The 16,625-nt window shown below is 73.7% G+C and carries 16 protein-coding genes and 1 tRNA gene; 12 read left to right on the top strand and 5 right to left on the bottom strand.

The features are described 5' to 3' along the window. Positions 1 to 80: 80 nt before the first annotated feature. The 4 genes from ACFV1L_RS03310 to ACFV1L_RS03295 all read left to right on the top strand — a co-directional run bounded on the left by ACFV1L_RS03310 (position 81) and on the right by ACFV1L_RS03295 (position 4,597). On the top strand, positions 81 to 839 hold the full coding sequence (locus ACFV1L_RS03310; protein ID WP_380362405.1) for a hypothetical protein: 759 nt from the start codon (positions 81 to 83) through the stop codon (positions 837 to 839). Between the two features lie 100 nt (positions 840 to 939). Further along, positions 940 to 1,013: transfer RNA gene (locus ACFV1L_RS03305), tRNA-Lys, on the top strand. Between the two features lie 274 nt (positions 1,014 to 1,287). Beyond that, the gene (locus tag ACFV1L_RS03300) at positions 1,288 to 3,555 is read left to right on the top strand and encodes a transglycosylase domain-containing protein (protein WP_380362404.1); all 2,268 of its coding nucleotides are present in this window, start codon (positions 1,288 to 1,290) and stop codon (positions 3,553 to 3,555) included. Between the two features lie 40 nt (positions 3,556 to 3,595). After that, complete coding sequence (locus ACFV1L_RS03295; RefSeq protein WP_380362403.1) at positions 3,596 to 4,597, top strand: DMT family transporter; 1,002 nt, start codon at positions 3,596 to 3,598, stop codon at positions 4,595 to 4,597. A 64-nt stretch (positions 4,598 to 4,661) separates the two neighbouring features. On the opposite strand, the gene ACFV1L_RS03290 is transcribed toward ACFV1L_RS03295, so the two are convergent. The 4 genes from ACFV1L_RS03290 to ACFV1L_RS03275 all read right to left on the bottom strand — a co-directional run bounded on the left by ACFV1L_RS03290 (position 4,662) and on the right by ACFV1L_RS03275 (position 6,625). Beyond that, the gene (locus ACFV1L_RS03290; protein ID WP_380362402.1) at positions 4,662 to 4,961 is read right to left on the bottom strand and encodes a YciI family protein; all 300 of its coding nucleotides are present in this window, start codon (positions 4,959 to 4,961) and stop codon (positions 4,662 to 4,664) included. Between the two features lie 194 nt (positions 4,962 to 5,155). Next, entirely contained in the window at positions 5,156 to 5,287 is a 132-nt protein-coding gene (locus ACFV1L_RS03285) for a hypothetical protein (RefSeq protein WP_380362400.1), read from the bottom strand. Between the two features lie 145 nt (positions 5,288 to 5,432). Continuing rightward, a complete protein-coding gene (gene lepB, locus ACFV1L_RS03280; RefSeq protein ID WP_380362398.1) occupies positions 5,433 to 6,119 on the bottom strand; it encodes a signal peptidase I in 687 nt (228 codons plus the stop codon). Between the two features lie 164 nt (positions 6,120 to 6,283). Continuing rightward, positions 6,284 to 6,625 (bottom strand): chorismate mutase, encoded by a 342-nt coding sequence (locus tag ACFV1L_RS03275; RefSeq protein ID WP_380362396.1) that lies wholly within the window; start codon positions 6,623 to 6,625, stop codon positions 6,284 to 6,286. 312 nt (positions 6,626 to 6,937) lie between these two features. Here ACFV1L_RS03275 and ACFV1L_RS03270 point away from each other — a divergent pair, with 312 nt between their 5' ends. Beyond that, positions 6,938 to 7,363 (top strand): OsmC family protein, encoded by a 426-nt coding sequence (locus ACFV1L_RS03270; protein ID WP_380362395.1) that lies wholly within the window; start codon positions 6,938 to 6,940, stop codon positions 7,361 to 7,363. A gap of 310 nt (positions 7,364 to 7,673) precedes the next feature. Then, the gene (locus ACFV1L_RS03265) at positions 7,674 to 9,575 is read left to right on the top strand and encodes a putative bifunctional diguanylate cyclase/phosphodiesterase (RefSeq protein WP_380362394.1); all 1,902 of its coding nucleotides are present in this window, start codon (positions 7,674 to 7,676) and stop codon (positions 9,573 to 9,575) included. Here ACFV1L_RS03265 and ACFV1L_RS03260 read toward each other — a convergent pair. Beyond that, positions 9,572 to 10,663, bottom strand: coding sequence for an LLM class flavin-dependent oxidoreductase (locus tag ACFV1L_RS03260; RefSeq protein ID WP_380362392.1), 1,092 nt, complete (start codon positions 10,661 to 10,663; stop codon positions 9,572 to 9,574). The genes ACFV1L_RS03265 and ACFV1L_RS03260 overlap by 4 nt on opposite strands. A 413-nt stretch (positions 10,664 to 11,076) precedes the next feature. Between ACFV1L_RS03260 and ACFV1L_RS03255 the strand changes: the two genes are divergently transcribed. From ACFV1L_RS03255 to ACFV1L_RS03230, 6 genes are all read left to right on the top strand, one after another. Beyond that, positions 11,077 to 11,688, top strand: a complete 612-nt coding sequence (locus ACFV1L_RS03255) for a DedA family protein (protein ID WP_380362390.1) — start codon at positions 11,077 to 11,079, stop codon at positions 11,686 to 11,688. A gap of 250 nt (positions 11,689 to 11,938) precedes the next feature. Continuing rightward, positions 11,939 to 13,198 (top strand): hypothetical protein, encoded by a 1,260-nt coding sequence (locus ACFV1L_RS03250; RefSeq protein WP_380362389.1) that lies wholly within the window; start codon positions 11,939 to 11,941, stop codon positions 13,196 to 13,198. 302 nt (positions 13,199 to 13,500) lie between these two features. After that, positions 13,501 to 13,713 (top strand): hypothetical protein, encoded by a 213-nt coding sequence (locus ACFV1L_RS03245; protein WP_380362388.1) that lies wholly within the window; start codon positions 13,501 to 13,503, stop codon positions 13,711 to 13,713. A gap of 59 nt (positions 13,714 to 13,772) precedes the next feature. After that, on the top strand, positions 13,773 to 14,354 hold the full coding sequence (locus tag ACFV1L_RS03240; protein WP_380362387.1) for an archaeosortase/exosortase family protein: 582 nt from the start codon (positions 13,773 to 13,775) through the stop codon (positions 14,352 to 14,354). Then, entirely contained in the window at positions 14,351 to 15,691 is a 1,341-nt protein-coding gene (locus tag ACFV1L_RS03235; RefSeq protein WP_380362386.1) for a glycosyltransferase, read from the top strand. Before ACFV1L_RS03240 ends, ACFV1L_RS03235 begins: the two co-directional genes overlap by 4 nt. A 136-nt stretch (positions 15,692 to 15,827) precedes the next feature. Then, positions 15,828 to 16,565: a choice-of-anchor P family protein gene (locus ACFV1L_RS03230; RefSeq protein ID WP_380362384.1), complete on the top strand. Its 738-nt coding sequence runs from the start codon at positions 15,828 to 15,830 to the stop codon at positions 16,563 to 16,565. Positions 16,566 to 16,625: the final 60 nt, after the last annotated feature.

Here is a 16,625-nt window from a genome sequence, read left to right as displayed (position 1 = left end):
CCCCGGTCGCCCCGCACCGTCCCGACGTGGCCTGATGACGGTATGCGTACAGCCGTGCACCGAGATCAGCGGGGGTCGTCGTGAACTGGGTCGATGTGGCCGTTCTGCTCGGCATCCTGCTGCTCACCGCGGGCGGCATGTTCCTGGTGCAGCGTCATGCCTCCGTCCCCGCCCGGGAGAGCTGCAACGACGTGGCGGGGTTCATCTTCGCGGCGGTCGGCGCGTTCTACGCGGTGCTGGTGGCCTTCGTGGTGATCGTGGTGTGGGAGAACACCTCGACGGCGAAGGTGACGACCTTCGAGGAGGCGGACGAGCTGGCCGGCGTCTACTGGATGTCCCGTCAGATGCCGCTGCCGGAGGGCGGCCAGCTGGAGGGGCTGACGCTCAGCTACGCGCACGCGGTGGTGGACACCGAGTGGCGGCTGATGGCCGACCACCGGAGCGACCCGGCGGCGACCGCGCTGATGTACAAGATCCGCGACTCGGCGCTGTCGTTCCAGCCCAGCACCGACCAGGAGTCCACGATCTACCAGAACCTGGTCCAGCACGTGGACGGCCTGGCCAGCAAGCGCCGGGCCCGGCTGAACCTGATCGCGGACTGCGTGCCGCCGCTGCTGTGGGCGGCGCTGATCGCCGGCGCGGTGGTCACCATCGCGTTCACCTTCCTGTTCGGCCTGTCCAACACCTGGGTGCACCTGGCGATGGTGCTGTCGCTGGCCGGGCTGATCGGCCTGTCGCTGATCGCGATCAAGGAGATGAACTATCCGTTCGACGGGGCGAACAAGGTGCAGTCGACCGCCTTCGAAGTGTTCCTGAGCCGATTGCCGCCGCAGCGCTGAGCGGCGCGGTCCGGGCGCGCCGACGCCTGCACGGTGCGTGGCGGATCCGTCACGATTCGGTGGAACGGCGACGGCCGTGTAGTGTTCTCCAGGTCAGCAGGCGCCGCTAGCTCAGTTGGTTAGAGCAGCTGACTCTTAATCAGCGGGTCCGGGGTTCGAGTCCCTGGCGGCGCACAGACGGTCGAAGGCCCCTCGCGAGAGCGAGGGGCCTTCGGCGTTCTCCGGGCCCGTCGGGTCGCCTCGATCGTGTGATCGGTCCGCCCATGTCCCCTTCCGGGGTCCGCTCGTTGAGGAAGCGGGAGACACGCGGCTAAGAGGTATTTAAAGATCGTCTTAGGAGAAATGGGACATAGTTCCCTAACATCTGACAAGTCGATCGATCAAGCCGGCGAGGTTCGCACCCTCGCCCGAGCGAGCAGCCCGTCCGGGGCCTGCGGGAAGGTTTCCGTTGCCTCGAAAGCCCCGTGAACGCACGAAGCGGACCGGCTGGCGCAGGCTGATACCCACGTGGCGGACCACCCTGATCGGGCTGGCCGCCTCGGTGCTGCTGGGGATCGGCCTGTTCGCGCTGGGGATCGCCCTGGTCAAGGTGCCGGACGCGCACGCCGCGGCCACCGCGCAGTCCAACACCTGGCTGTACTCGGACGGCTCGCTGCTGGCCCGGACCGGGCAGACCAACCGGCAGAACGTCGGGCTGGACAAGGTCTCCCAGGAGGCGCAGCACGCCGCACTGGCCGCCGAGGACCGCAACTTCTACTCCGAGGGCGCGATCAACATCAAGGGCATGGCCCGGGCCGCCTTCAACACCGCCTCCGGGGGCTCCACCCAGGGCGGTTCGACGATCACCCAGCAGTACGTGAAGAACGCGTACCTGAACCAGAAGCAGACCGTCAGCCGCAAGGTGAAGGAAGTCTTCATCGCGATCAAGGTGGACGCGACCCAGAGCAAGGACGAGATCCTCTCCTCCTACCTGAACACCTCGTACTACGGGCGCGGCGCGTACGGCATCCAGGCCGCCGCGCAGGCCTACTTCGGGGTGGACGCCTCCCAGCTGAACGCCGCCCAGGGCGCCTACCTGGCGACGCTGCTGAACGCGCCCAGCGCGTTCGACGTGTCCTCGGCGACCGAGGCCGGCAAGCAGAAGGCCGTGGCCCGCTGGAACTACGTGCTGGACGGCATGGTCTCGAAGAAGTGGCTGGGCGCCGAGGAGCGCAAGCAGACGGCGTTCCCGGAGGTGCTGGCACCGAAGTCCGCGCCGGGCCTGTCCGGCCAGGCCGGCTACCTGGTGGCCGCCGCCACCTCGTACCTGACCGACAACAACATCGTCAGCGACGCCCAGCTCGCACAGGGCGGCTACACCATCACCCTCACCGTGGACTCCAAGAAGCAGCAGCAGCTGCAGGACGCGGTGCAGGCCCAGCTGACCGACAACCTGAAGCCCGACAGCCGCAAGGTCGACGCGGCCGCGCAGGCCGGCGCGGTGTCCGTCGACCCGAAGACCGGGCAGGTGCTGGCCCTGTACGGCGGCGCCGACGCCACCAAGCACTGGATCGACAACGCCACCCGCACCGACTACCAGGCCGGCTCCACCTTCAAGGCGATCGCCCTGGCCGCCGCCCTGGACTCGGGGGCGCGCACCCAGTACGGCGAACGGATCAGCGCCGACACCGTCTACGACGGCACCAACCGGCGCGCGGTGCGCGGCGCCAAGGGCGTGCCGTACGCGCCGCCGAACGAGGGCGAGCGCTCGTACGGGCAGATCACCCTCCAGCAGGCCACCGACTGGTCGGTGAACTCGGTGTTCGCGCAGCTCGCCCAGGACACCGGGCTGGAGAAGGTCCGTTCCACCGCGGTCGCGATGGGCCTGCCCGCCGATACCCCGGGCCTGAAGGCCGTCCCGTCGATCCCGCTGGGCGCGGCCACCCCGTCGGTGCTGGAGCTCGCCGGGGTGTACGCCACCCTGGACAACGACGGCCAACAGATCACCCCGTGGCTGGTGAAGTCGCTGGAGGCCGGCGGCGAGCAGGTGGCGCTGCCCGAGCACAAGGCCACCCAGGCGATCTCCAAGGACGCCGCGCGCAGCACCACCGCGATCCTCCGCGGCGTCATCGACGACCAGGGCGGCACCGGCTACCGGGCCGCCGCGCTGAACCGTCCCGCGGCCGGCAAGACCGGCACCACCGACGACTCCAAGTCGGTGTGGTTCGCCGGCTACACCCCCGACCTGGTCACCGTGGTCGGCCTGTTCGGGCAGGACCCGGCCACCGGCAAGCAGGTCACCCTGGACGGCGTCGGCGGCGCCGGCAGCGCGGCCGGCGGCCGGTTCCCGGCGGCGATCTGGACGGCGTACATGAAGTCCGCGCTGGCCGGGCAGCCGGTCGCCTCGTTCCCCGGGGCCGGCCGGACGCCGTCCACCACCGTGCCGTCCACGCCGTCCGGCTCCCCCTCGCCGAGCCAGAGCCCGTCCGCGACCGACGACACGGCCACCGCGCCGTCGCCGACCGCCGGTGACGGCACCGGCACCGGCACCGGCACCGGCCGGCCCAGCTCGCGGCCCACCGACGGCGCGACCGAGGGCGGCGGCCCGGCCCGGCCCAGCCGCACCCCGTCGGCCAAGCCCAGCGGCGGTGCCACCAGCACGCCGGCGCCGACCGGCACACCGGGTCTCGGCGGGACGGGCGGACTGCTCGTTCCTCAGGACCAACCAACGGAATAGCGCCTTACGGCGGAGGGGTCCGAGCTGGCACAATGCGGCGATGCACAGCAGCTCGGACCCCTCCGCCATGTCGCTGGACCCGCGACCGGCCGCCGATCTCCCCCCGACCGGGCATCGCCAATTCCCCGCTCACGGAGACCGGGCCGCCACGGTGGGCCTGGCCCTCGCGCTGGTGTCCGCGGTCGCGTTCGGCGGGTCCGGGACGGCCGCCAAACCGCTGATCGAGGCCGGGCTCTCCCCCACCCACACCGTCTGGCTGCGGGTCGCCGGCGCGGCGCTGGTCCTGCTGCCGGTCGCCTGGAAGCACCGCGACGCGGTGCGGCGCCGGCCGGGCCTGCTGCTCGGCTTCGGCCTCCTCGCCGTCGCCGGCGTGCAGGCCTGCTACTTCGCGGCGATCTCCCGCATCCCGGTGGGCGTCGCCCTGCTGATCGAGTACCTGGGCCCGCCGCTGCTGATCGCCTACGTCCGGCTCGTCCAGCGCCGGCCCGTCTCCCGCCGCGCGACGGCCGGTGCGGGCGTCGCGGTGGCCGGCCTCGCCTGCGTCGTCGAGGTGTGGCACGGCCTCTCCTTCGACGCGCTCGGCGTGACGTTCGCGCTCGGCGCGGCCTGCTGCCAGGTCGGCTACTTCGTCCTCGCCGACGCCGGCCGCCAGGGCGACCGCCCGGTCGACCCGCTGGCGGTCTCCGCGTACGGGCTGCTGATCGGCGCCGTGCTGCTGACCGTCCTCACCCACCCGTGGACCGCCGACTGGTCCCTGCTGACCCGCTCCGTCACCATGAACGGCCACCGGCTGCCCGCGCTGCTGCCCGCGCTGTGGATGGTCCTGGTCGCCACCGTCCTCGCGTACCTCACCGGGGTGGTCTCCGTGCAGCACCTCTCCCCGCCGGTGGCCGGCGTGGTCGCCAACCTGGAAGCCGTGGTCGCCACCGTGCTCGCCTGGATCCTCCTCGGCGAGCACCTCGGCCCCGCCCAACTCGCCGGCGGCGCCCTCGTCCTGGCCGGCGCGTTCGCCGCCCAGTCGGCGACGTCGGCCAGGAGCTAGCAGGTTCCTGCCTGCGGCGGTCCGACCGTCCGGGGCTCGTCCGGCGGTCGGCTCCCGCGGTGCGTCAGGACGGGAGGGTCTGGCGGTGCGGGGCGAGTTCGGGGCCGGTGGTGGTGGCGAGGAACTCGGTGATGCGGTAGGCGGTGGCGCCGGCCCGGCTGAAGGGGTCGGTGGCGACCAGGGCCTCGACGGCGTCGCGGCTCTCGGCGACGGCGAGGATGACGCCGCCGTCGCGCGGCACCTTGCGGCCGGAGGCGAGGAAGGTGCCGTTCGCGTAGTGCTGTTCCAGCCAGGCGACGTGGGCGGGCAGGAGGGCGTCGATGCGCTCCAGCGGGGCGGTGTAGGTCAACTCGAGAATGAACACCCGATCATCGTAGGACGTGGTCCCCGCCGGGCCGGATCAGCCTCGACTCGCGGGCCGCAGCGACCAGTTGGGCGCGACGCCGGTACCACTCCCCGATCGGGGTGGCACCGCGCCGGGGTTCCGGCAGGAGCTGTCCGGCGGCCGGCGCGCGCGTCGCCTCGACGCCGCGGCCGGGCGCGGTGCCCGCACGCCCCTCAGGACACGTCCAGCCGCTCCCTGCGGGCGAGTTCCACCGCCTCGACGCTGCCGACACCCCGAGCGCGGCCGCCGGCGCGGGCCTGCTGCTGCGCCGTCAGGTCGCGGCGACGGCGGGGGACGCCGGCCATGGTGGCGGGCGCATCGATGGTGGCACAGGCACCTGGCGCGGCGCCGAGTTCCGGGCGGGCGGGCCGTCGCCACTGGGCGTGCCAGTGGGTCGAGCGACGGGGCGGGCCGTGCGGCTGCGGCGCGGGGCGGCGGCCTGACGGCCGGTCAGCGGCCGGTCCAGCCGAACCAGGTGAAGTGGTTGAGCGGCCACACCACGGCGGCGGTCGGGCCGACCAGGTCGTCCACGGGGACGGCGCCGCCGCCCGGCTCGTCGCGGTGGTAGCGGGAGTCGGCGGAGTCGCTGCGGTGGTCGCCCTCGACCCAGACGTGGCCGGCGGGGACGGTGAGCGGGCCGAAGTCGAGACCGGCGCAGGAGTCGTCGCCGGGGTGCAGGTAGGGCTCGGCGACGGGCTGGCCGTCCACGGTGAGGGTGGTGCCGCGGCAGGCGACGGTCTGGCCGCCGGTGGCGATGACCCGCTTGACCAGGTAGTCGTCGCCGGGCGGCAGCAGGCCGATCGCGCTGAGGCCGGAGTGCAGCGTGCTGGTGAAGGCGTTGGTGTCCTTCGGGGTGGGCGGCAGCCAGCCGCCCGGGTCCTTGAACACCACGGGCTCGCCCGGCGCGGGCTTCCATCCGGTCAGCGGGGCGAGCTTGTTGACCGCGACCCGGTCGCCGACCTGCAGGGTGTTCTCCATCGAGCCGGACGGGATGGAGAACATCTGGAACAGGCAGGACTTGATCACCACCGCGACGGCCAGGCCGACCGCGATCATCACGGGCAGCTCCACGTACCAGGGCCGGCGCTTGCGCCAGCCCTGCGCCTGCGTGGTCTCCTCGGTCACCGCTACCGACACCGAAACCGCCTCCTCCGAAGGACAGCACGCTAACCCGCCCACCGGGCGGCGCGAAATCCGGTCCTTACGCGGACCGGACAGCCGCGGCGCGGCGGCGGGCACCGGATGCGGCCGTCCCGGGACGGCGCCCGGCACTGGACGGCGGCCGTCCCCGGCGGCGGCGGTCAGGCCTCGGCGCGGCCGCTGTCGCCGGCGATGGCCTCGTGGTGCCTGATCACCTCGGCGATGATGAAGTTGAGGAACTTCTCGGCGAACACCGGGTCCAGGTTGGCGCTGACGGCCAGTTCGCGCAGCCGGGCGATCTGCCGGCGCTCGCGCTCCGGGTCGGCCGGCGGCAGCCGGTGCTCGGCCTTCAGCCGGCCGACCTGCTGGGTGGCCTTGAAGCGCTCGGCGAGCATGTGGACGACGGCGGCGTCGATGTTGTCGATCGACTCGCGCAGGCGGGTCAGCTCGGCCAGCACGGCGTGGTCGATCCCCTCCGGGGCGGAGGTGGGCTGGTCCGTCATGTGGGGTGGCTCCGATGCGGGTTCGGGTGGGTTCCCGGGTTCGGGTGGGTCGACCGGGCTCGGCGGGGCGCGGCGGACGGCCGTCCCGGGCGCGGGCGAACGGCCAATCTAACAGGGCAAACCCGCCGTTCCCGCCCCGATTTCCGCCGCGTTCCGGGATGTGGGACGGCCGCCGGACACCGGGGGGCCGACGGCGCGGCGTTCGCCCACCGGGGCTCGGTGCGGGCCGTAGGCTGGGCGGGCCGCGGCCGCAAGTGCGGTCGCGGGTGGAGCAGTTCGACCGGCAGTTCCCCCTACAGGAGGTACCTGATCGTGGCAACGACCCGCACCGCGCACACCGAGTGGGAGGGCAACCTGCTCGACGGCAAGGGCCTGGTGACCTTCGACTCCTCGGGCATCGGCGAGTACCCGGTGTCCTGGCCGTCCCGGGCCGAGGCCGCCAACGGGAAGACCAGCCCGGAGGAGCTGATCGCGGCCGCGCACTCGGCGTGCTTCTCGATGGCGCTGTCGCACGGCCTGACCGGCGCGGGCAACCCGCCCGCCAAGCTGGAGACCAAGGCGGACGTGACCTTCCAGCCGGGCACCGGCATCACCGGCATCCACCTGACCGTGGTCGGCACCGTGCCGGGCCTGGACGAGGCGGGTTTCGTGAAGGCCGCCGAGGACGCCAAGGCGAACTGCCCGGTCAGCCAGGCGCTCGCCGGCACCACCATCACGCTCTCCGCGAGCCTGGCCTGACCCGCCCTCAACTCGCGCGCCGTTACGGCGCGTGAGCACGGGCGCACGCCCCCGGCGTGCACCGGATCGGTGCAGGCCGGGGGCTTCGCACGGAATGTCGAGCGACATCTGCGGACATTCCGCCCCAATCACCCTGGCGGCGGTCGCGCACAGTTACACCGGCGGCCTATGATCGCCGGACGTGGCCCTCGGCCGCCGACCGTGCCCCGGCCACCGGCCGAGGCCCGCCGGCCGGAGCGGGGCCGCGGGCCGGTCTCCGCCCGCGCGGGTGCCGGCCGTGATCAGTGGCAGCAGCGGACGGGAGCGTGCCGTGCCGGGCCGGAACGTCGGGGCCGACGCACACCATCGGGGTGGGCGGCCCGAAACGCCGCGCCCGCAGACCGGAGCGCCCGCCCCGGGCGCGGCCGAACACCCGCCGCACGCACCGGAGACCTGCTCCGCCTGCGGCACCCCGCTGAGCGCCGACGCCGCACACCTCGCCGACGCGCTGCGCGCCAGCGAGTCGCGGTTCCGCGCCGCGTTCTCCGACGCCGGCATCGGCATGGCGCTGATCGACACCGACGACCTGGTGATCGAGGGCAACCCGGCGTTCGCGGCCATGCTCGGCCGGGAGACCGCCGAACTGCCCGGCATGCACATCCACCGGATCATCGACCCGGAGGACCCGTCCCGCCGCCGCTACCGCGAACTGGTGCGCGGCGAGCGCGACCGGATGCGCACCGAGAAGCGGCTCAAGCACCGCGAGGGGCGCGAGGTCTGGGGCCGGGTCACCGTCTCGCTGATCCGCGACGGCGCCGGCCGCCCCTACTACACGCTGGTCATGGTGGAGGACATCACCGAGCAGCGGCAGCTCGGCGACCGGCTCGCCTACCAGGCCCTGCACGACCCGCTGACCAGGCTGCCGAACCGGACGCTGTTCTACGAGCGGCTGGAGGCCGCGTTCAAGCCGGCCGGGCAGGCCGGGTCGAACGAGCCGCCCGGCGAGCGCCGGATCGGGCTCTGCTACGTCGACCTGGACGGCTTCGCGGCCATCAACGAGACCCTCGGCCACCACATCGGCGACCAGCTGCTGGTCGCCGTCGCCGCCCGGCTGGAACACGGATTCGCCGACGGCGAGGGCCAGTTGGTGGCCCGGATGGGCGGCGACGAGTTCGCCGTGCTGGTCGTCGACAGCGTCGGCCACGAGCAGCTCACCCACCTCGCGGCCGGACTGATGGACGCCCTGGAGCGGCCGTTCGAGGTGGCGGGGCACCGGCTGACGGTGACCGCCTCGATCGGCGTGGTCGAACGCCCGGTGCGCGGCTCCACCCCCACCGACCTGATCCGCGACGCCGACTCCACCCTGTACTGGTCGAAGGCCGACGGCCGCGCCCGCTGGACGCTGTACGACCGCGACCGCGGCGCCGACCAGCTCACCCGGCACCTGCTGGCCACCGCGCTGCGACCGGCCGTCGAGCGCGGCGAGTTCACCGTCGAGTACCAGCCGCTGGTGGGCCTGGCGGACGGGGCGGTGCACGGCGCGGAGTCGCTGGTGCGCTGGCGCCACCCCCGGTACGGGCTGCTGTCGCCGGACCGGTTCATCCCGCTCGCCGAGGAGTCCGGGGCGATCGTGCCGCTCGGCAAGTGGGTGCTGGAGGAGTCGTGCCGTCAGGCGCGGCGCTGGCTGGCCGAGTTCCCCGACGCCGAGACCTTCGTGTCGGTGAACCTGGCAGCCCGTCAGATCTGGGACTCCGACGTGGTCGCCGACGTCGCCGAGGTGCTGGAGCGCACCGGCCTGCCGGCCCGGCTGCTGCAGCTGGAGATCACCGAGAGCGCGATCCTCGGCCCCAGCGGCCGCCCGCTGCAGGCCCTACAGGCGCTCGCCGACATGGGCGTGCGGATCGCCATCGACGACTTCGGCACCGGCTACTCCAACCTCGCCTACCTGTCCCGGCTGCCGGTGCACGCGCTGAAGCTCGACGGCACCTTCATCGAGGCGTTCCGGGAGAGCGCCCCCGGCGACGGCGGCCGGCGGCGCGCCGCCGACGAGCAGATCGTCGGCGCCGTCGTGCAACTGGCCCACGCACTGGGCCTGACCGTCACCGCCGAGGGCATCGAGAACGCCGCCCAGGCCGAGCGCCTGCGCCAGACCGGCTGCGACACCGCACAGGGCTGGTACTTCGCCCGCCCCGGCCCGCCGGACCGGATCGCGGCGATACTCCGCGAGGCCTAGGCGGAGGCCTCGGCGGTGAGCCCGTACGCCTCGGCGATCAGCCGGTAGGACGTCAGCCGGTTGTGGTGGCCGTGGATGTGGGAGGTCACCATCAGCTCGTCCGCGCCGGTGCGGCGGCGCAGCGCCTCCAGGCCCTCGGCGACCTCGGCCGGGGTGCCGAGCACCACGTTGGCCAGCCAGGAGTCCATGAAGTCCTCCTCGGCCGGGGTGTAGGGGTGCGCGGCGGCCTCCTCGGGGGTGGGGATCGGCCCGGGCCGGCCCTGGCGCAGCCGCAGCATGCCGAGGCCCGCGGAGCGGGCCAGCCACCGTGCGCGCTCGGTGGTCTCGGCGGCGACCGCGCTGACGCCGATCAGCGCGTACGGCTCGGCGAGCACGTCGGACGGGCAGAAGGTGTCCCGGTAGAGGTCGAGCGCGGGCACCGTGTTGGCGGCGCTGAAGTGGTGCGCGAAGGCGAACGGCAGGCCGAGCCGGGCGGAGAGCTGGGCGGAGAAGCCGGAGGAGCCGAGCAGCCAGATCGGCGGGCGGGCGGCGGAGCGCGGCACCGCCTCCAGTCGGGCGTAGGGGTGGCCGCCGGGGAAGTCGCCGTCCAGGAAGTGGGTGAGTTCGGCGAGTTGGCGGGGGAAGTCGTCGGCGCCGTCGGCGAGCCCGCGGCGCAGTGCCCGGGCGGTGGCCTGGTCGGTGCCGGGGGCGCGGCCGAGGCCGAGGTCGATCCGGCCGGGGTGCAGGGCCTCCAGCAGGCCGAACTGCTCGGCGATCGAGAGCGGCGCGTGGTTGGGGAGCATCACGCCGCCGGAGCCGAGCCGCAGGGTCTCGGTGTGCGCGCCGAGGTGGGCGAGCAGCACGGCGGGGACGGAGGAGGCGACGCCCGGCATGCCGTGGTGCTCGGCGACCCAGAACCGGTGGTAGCCCAGGCGCTCGGCGCTGCGGGCGAGTTCGGTGGTGGCGGCGAGCGCTTCGGCGGCGGTGTGGCCTGCGCCGACGGTGGCGAGGTCGAGGACGGAGAGCGGGGCGGGGGCGGTGCCGGCCGCCCGGCCGCGGATCGGGTCCTCGCCGGACTGGTGGTCGGTCGGCTCCGGTGCGGTGCTCATGCGGCGCGTCCTCCTGGGTGCCCCGGCCGGGTGCCCGGGCGTTCGTCGGAGCACAACCCGCCGGCCGGCCGGGCTGTTCCCGGCCCGGGTCGGTCCGCGCGTGTCGGGTGGCGACTTCACGCCAGCGTGAGAAGTCGCCACGCGCAGTGGTCGAACCGGGTCCGCGGATGCGGCAGGCTGGTGGTCGTCGCGGACGCCGTACCGGCTCCGCGCGCCGACGGACCGGCGGGCTCGACCAGCGCCGACGGTCTTCCCCGAGCCCCCGCAGCGGCACCCCGCCGGGGGCTCTCAGCATGTCCGGGGGCGTGTGCGGTATGCCACACGGGGGTGCTTCAGGTGATGAAACGTGTTCGCGCTAGCGTTGACCCTCGTTGCAGCTGCCTCTCCCCCGGGCGGGCTGGAGGGAGAGAACCATGGACGCCAACGCGGTCGTCGCACCGGCGTGGTACTGCGCGCTCGCGCTGGTGGCGGTGCTCGGCGACGCCTTCCTGCCGTTCCTGCCCAGCGGGACGCTGGTGATCCTGGCCGTGCTGAAGACCGGCCAGGTCGGCGGCTCGCCGCTGCTGCTGGGCGCCGGCGTGGCGCTGGCGTCCTTCCTCGGCGATCTGCTGCTGCTCCACCTGGCCCGGCGCGGCGCGCCCGCGGTCAACCGGCGGCTGGAGCGCCGGCCGCGGCTGGCGGCGAGCGTGGCCCGGGTGCAGCGGGCGCTGACCGGCCGCACCACCAGCCGGACGGCGGCGGCGATCGTGATCGTGGCGCGGTTCGTCCCGGCGGGGCGGACGGTGCTGGACCTGGCGGTGGGTCACTCCCCGAACCGGCCCTGGACGTTCCTGCGCTGGTCGGCGGTGGCCGCGGTGGTGTGGGCGGCGTACATCGTCAGTCTGGGCTGGCTGAACCTGCACTGGTTCGACACCGAGTGGCTGAGCCTGGTGATCTCCTGCCTGGCCGCGACGGTGATCAGCAGCGCGGTGGTCCAACTGGTGCGCCGGCGCCGTCGGCTGGCCGTGCTGGTCGAGGGCGAGTAGGCCCGGCAGGGCTGCGGCCTCGGGTTTCGTGTCTCAGGACTGCAACAGGGCGGCCCGGGCGGGAGCCGGGCGAACTCGTTCCGCGTGATGACCGGTTGACGGGTGGGCGGCGTTGGACCGGCCACCCGGGACATGCCATCCTTGGGTGGCTAAACCGTCAAATTGTCCGAGTTTGCCAGAAGTTGACTTTCGGATCCGCAGGCCGGCTCCGGACCTTCGGCCGGCCGGGCCCACTGCGGCAGGGGAGACCATGAGCACCATCTCGCGCAGGACAGTGCTGTCCGCCACGGCGGCCACCGCGGCCCTGGGGGCCGTCGCCGCCTGCTCCGGCGGGGGCGGTGCGAGCGGCCGCCCGGGGTCGGACGCGGGTGCGGGCAGCGGCGGAGGCAAGCCCGCGCCGGGCCAGTCCGCGACCAAGGGCACGCCGCTGGGCGACGGTTCGAACGCCGACACCGGTCCGCAGCCCAACCAGCCGAAGCCGGAGAAGCTCAAGCCGGGCGAGGCCCCGCCGCAGTTCGTGGTGTTCTCCTGGGACGGCGCGGGCGCCACCGACGACGGCCAGTTCGCCCGTTTCCTGAAGCTCGCCGAGGAGCACAAGGCGGCGATGACGTTCTTCCTGTCCGGCATCTACACGCTGCCGAAGGAGAAGGCGTCGCTGTACCACCCGCCGAAGCACTCGCAGGGCGCGTCCGACATCCCGTTCCTGTCCGAGGGCGCCGTCCGCAACACGCTGAAGCTGATCAGCCAGGCGTGGCTGGCGGGCCACGAGATCGGCACCCACTTCAACGGGCACTTCTGCTCGACCCGTTCGGACGGGAACGGCGTCAACAAGTGGACGCCGGAGGACTGGGAGAGCGAGATCGAACAGGCGGTCTCCTTCGTCACCCAGTGGAAGACCCACACCGGCATCACCGACGTCGACCCGCTGCCCTTCGACTACAAGAAGGAGCTGATCGGCGGCCGCACCCCGTGCCTGGAGGGCCAGAAGGCGCTGCTGCCGACGGCCGCCAAGCTCGGCTGGAAGTACGACGCCAGCTCGCCCGGCGGGCAGCAGATCTGGCCGCAGAAGGTCCAGGACGGCAAGATCTGGGACTTCCCGCTGCAGGGCATCCCGTTCCCGGGGCACGGCTTCCAGGTGCTGTCGATGGACTACAACATCCTCGCCAACCAGTCCGCCGGCTCCACCAAGGGCGACCCGGCCAAGTACGGCCAGTGGCGCGACCAGGCCCGCGACGCCTACCTGGCGGGCTTCAACCGCGCCTACACCACCAACCGGGCGCCGTTCTTCGTCGGCAACCACTTCGAGCAGTGGAACGGCGGCATCTACATGGACGCCGTCGAGGAGACCCTGAAGCAGATCGCCGGCAAGCCGGACGTGCGCCTGGTCTCATTCAAGCAGCTGGTCGAGTGGCTGGAGGTGCAGGACCAGTCGACCCTGCGCAAGCTCCGCACCCTGAACGTCGGCCAGGCCCCGGCGGGCGGCTGGCAGGCCTTCCTGGGCACCGCCTGACGGCCCGTCGGATTCGGCCGCACCGGCCGGGGCGCGCCCTGCGAGGGCGCGCCCCGGCCGTTCTGCGTACGGCGCCCCCTCCCGGCCGCCGCACGGCGACTCCACCCGTCCGGCGCCGCCGCCTCCCGTCCTGACGCTCCCTCGTCCCCGCCGCCACCGACGGCCGATCGCGCTGTGGCCGGGCGTCCGACGTCCGAGTGGACTTCCGCCCGAACCGCGCGTCGATGCGGTCTGATGATCGGCCTGGAAGTCACCTTTGGCTCGGCCTGGAAGCCACCGGGCCGAGACGAGAGGAGACGACCGTGTACGGACACATCACGGGCGGCATGCCGCCCGCCGCGGCCGGCGGCGGAGTGCTGGCCTCCACCGGCTCGCCCGGGCTCGGCCTGGCCGCCGCCGCGGCCACCGGGATGCTGCTGCTGGGCGTACTGCTGGTGCGGCGCGGCCGGCTGGGCACCCCGGCCGCGGCCTCCGAGCAGCCGCCCGAGCGCCCCGGTCCGGACCGCCGCCCCTGACCGCCCCCGGACCCGGGTGGGGCGACCACCGGGTCCGGCCCTTCCGCGTGGAGCCGCCCATGCCTGCCACTGCGCTCTCCGGGCTGTCGGCCCGGCCGGCCACCCGTTCCCGCCCCGGCCGCCTCGGCATGGTGTGCGGCCCGCTCTCCCTCGCCCTGGCCGGCCTGCTGGTCGGCGGCGAACACCTGTACCGCAACTTGGAGTTGACCGCCGTCGCCCAGCTGGCGACGCACCTGCTGGGGCTGCGCACCCTGCTGCTGCCCAGCCCGCACGCGCCGGTGCTGTACGCCGGCGGGCCGGAGGGCATGGAGCGCGGCATCGCGCTGACCACCGGGTGCAGCAGCGCCCTGCTGATCGCGCCGTTCGCGCTGGTCCTCGGACTGCTGCTGCTGTTCGGCCACCGCCGCCCCGGCCGGCTGCTGCTGGCCCTCGGCCTGGCGGTCGCGCTGATCGCCGGCACCAACCTGGGCCGGCTCACCCTGATCGTCGCCATGCAGCACCGCTACGGCAGCGCCGGGTTCGAGTGGACGCACGTCCTGTTCGGCTCGGTGCTGATGATGGCCGCCGCGCTGGTGGCGCTGCTGCTCTGCCTCGCCGTGGTCGCCCGCGGCTCCGCCCCAGCCGAGGACGTCGCCCCGTGAGCCTGCTCGATCTCTCCGTCTGCCTGTCCTTCGTGCTCGGCGTCGGCTTCCTCGGCTACGTCGGCGTGATCGTGACCGGCTTCCTGCGGGCCCGGCCCGACGCCCCCGGCGACCCGTCCGGCTACCAGTGGCACTTCGTCGTCCCGTGCCGCGACGAGGAGTCGGTGATCGGCACCACCCTCGACCACCTGCACCGCCGCTTCCCCACCGCCGAGTTGTGGGTGGTGGACGACGCCTCGGTGGACCGCACCGCCGAGGTGGTGCGCGCGCTCGGCGACGCCGGGCTCCCCGTCCACCTGGTGCAGCGCCGGCTGCCGGACGCGCGCACCGGCAAGGGCGACGCGCTGAACGCCGCCTACCACGCGCTGGAGGCCTGGCTGCCGCCCGGCGCCGATCCGGACCGGGTGGTGCTCACGGTGGTGGACGCGGACGGCCGGCCGTCGCCGAACCTGCTCCAGGTGCTGTCCGGGCCGGCCTCGTTCGGCGATCCGGCGGTCGGCGCCGTCCAGGTCGAGGTCCGGATGTCGAACCGGGCGGTGGCCGCGCCGCTGCCCGGCCGCGGCCGGGCCGCCAACGCCCGCGCCCGGCTGCTCGCCCGGCTGCAGGACCTGGAGTTCCGCGGGCCGATCTCCGCGATGCAGATCACCCGCCGCCGCACCGGCACGGTCAACGTCGGCGGCAACGGGCAGGCCAACCGGCTCAGCGCGCTGCGCCGGGTCGCCGCGGAGACCGGGGACCCGTGGGGCCGCGCCCTGCTGGAGGACTTCGAGCTCGGCCTGCGGATGATGCTGGCGGGCCGGCGCAACGGCTACACCACCACCGCCTGGGTCGAGCAGGAGGCGCTGTGGAGCGTCCGGCAGCTGCTCACCCAGCGGGTGCGCTGGGCGCAGGGCTCGATGCAGTGCGCCCGCTACCTGCCGCGGATCTGGAGATCCCGGGAGTTCACCGCCCTCGGCTTCCTGGAGGTGGGCTACTTCATGGCGCAGCCCTGGCTCCAGGTGGTCGGGCTGTTCGCGTACCTGATCCCGATCGGGGTGTTCGGCTACCACGCCTGGGCCTACCCGGAGTTCACCGCCGACTTCCTCGGCCACGGCGGCGCGCTGCTGCTGTCCCTGTACCTGCTGCTCGGGGTGGCCGAGTTCGCGATCTGGGGGCCGCTGTACCGGCGTCGCTGCGAGCGGGACATCGGCCGGGGCTCCGCGCTCGGCTACGGGCTGGCGCTGGCGGTGTACGCGGCCGGCACCTACCTGGTGGCGGTGCGCGCGTTCTGGCGGCTGCTGCGCGGGAACCGCGGCTGGCACAAGACCGCCCGGACGGCTTCCGCGGCACTGAATTGACGGCCCGTCAGGCCATATCCGCCAAGTACTCCATTCGACCGGATTTCCCGACTTTCACATAAACCCCTTACCGGATCAGGGAATTGGTCATCGACCACCGGAACCCGGCTCCCTCCCCCAGAAAGGCGGTCCCTCCGTGACCACCGTCTCCACCCGCCGCCGCGTCCTGGCCGGCGCGGCCCTCGCCGCCGGCCTGTTCTGCAGCACCGCCCCCGCGTTCGCCGCCCTCACCTCCCCGGAGGCAACGGCCTACGTGGTCTCGGCCGACGCTCTGAACGGCGCCGCCGCGGTGCCCCCGCAGCCGCTGTCCACCTACCCGCCGGGCGGCACCGTCACCGAGATCGGCCTGACCGTCGGCCCGTTCGCCACCAACTCCACGCTCACCGCGACCACGGCGGGCGACCCGGCGGCCGGCACCTCCTCCGCCTCCGCCACCGTCGACCAGTTGGGCATCACCTTCGGCCCGACCCTCACCGCGGCGCTGACCGGCGTCAGCGCCACCTGCGAGGCCACCCCGAGCGGCGCCACCGGCAACGGCGTCATCGCGAGCGGCACCGTCACCGTCCTGGGCGTCCCGACCACCCTGCAGGCGAACGCGCCGGTCAACACCGGCGTCACCGTGGCCGGCCTGGGACAGCTGGTCCTCAACGAGCAGTCCACCGACGCCAACGGGGTCCTCACCGTCAACGCCGTCCACTTCACCCTGCTGCCCGCCCTCGGCGGCGCCAACGTGATCGTCGGCCACGTCGAGTGCGGCGGCGCCCCGCCGGCCGGAACCGTCCCGATGATCAACACCAAGGTCGGCGTGATCGGCGGCTCGCTGGCCGCCGCGACCGTCCTCGGCACCGCGTACCTGCGGCGCCGCCGCGCCTGACCCGCCGGGTGCGGACAGCCGGGTGCCCTCCCCCTTCGACGCGAAGGCGGGAGGGCGCCC

This window comes from Kitasatospora sp. NPDC059646, from assembly GCF_042734615.1.
In the GTDB taxonomy this organism is placed as follows: Bacteria; Actinomycetota; Actinomycetes; order Streptomycetales; family Streptomycetaceae; genus Kitasatospora.
This window is presented reverse-complemented; position numbering and strand designations above follow the sequence as displayed.

Excerpts from the sequence above, each read along its gene's own strand:
- ACFV1L_RS03250 (WP_380362389.1), top strand. The coding sequence starts at position 11,939 with ATGAGCACCATCTCGCGCAGGACAGTGCTGTCCGCCACGGCGGCCACC.
- ACFV1L_RS03285 (WP_380362400.1), bottom strand. The coding sequence starts at position 5,287 with ATGGCCGGCGTCCCCCGCCGTCGCCGCGACCTGACGGCGCAGCAGCAG.
- ACFV1L_RS03295 (WP_380362403.1), top strand. The coding sequence starts at position 3,596 with ATGCACAGCAGCTCGGACCCCTCCGCCATGTCGCTGGACCCGCGACCG.
- ACFV1L_RS03275 (WP_380362396.1), bottom strand. The coding sequence starts at position 6,625 with ATGACGGACCAGCCCACCTCCGCCCCGGAGGGGATCGACCACGCCGTG.
- ACFV1L_RS03240 (WP_380362387.1), top strand. The coding sequence starts at position 13,773 with ATGCCTGCCACTGCGCTCTCCGGGCTGTCGGCCCGGCCGGCCACCCGT.
- ACFV1L_RS03255 (WP_380362390.1), top strand. The coding sequence starts at position 11,077 with ATGGACGCCAACGCGGTCGTCGCACCGGCGTGGTACTGCGCGCTCGCG.
- ACFV1L_RS03260 (WP_380362392.1), bottom strand. The coding sequence starts at position 10,663 with ATGAGCACCGCACCGGAGCCGACCGACCACCAGTCCGGCGAGGACCCG.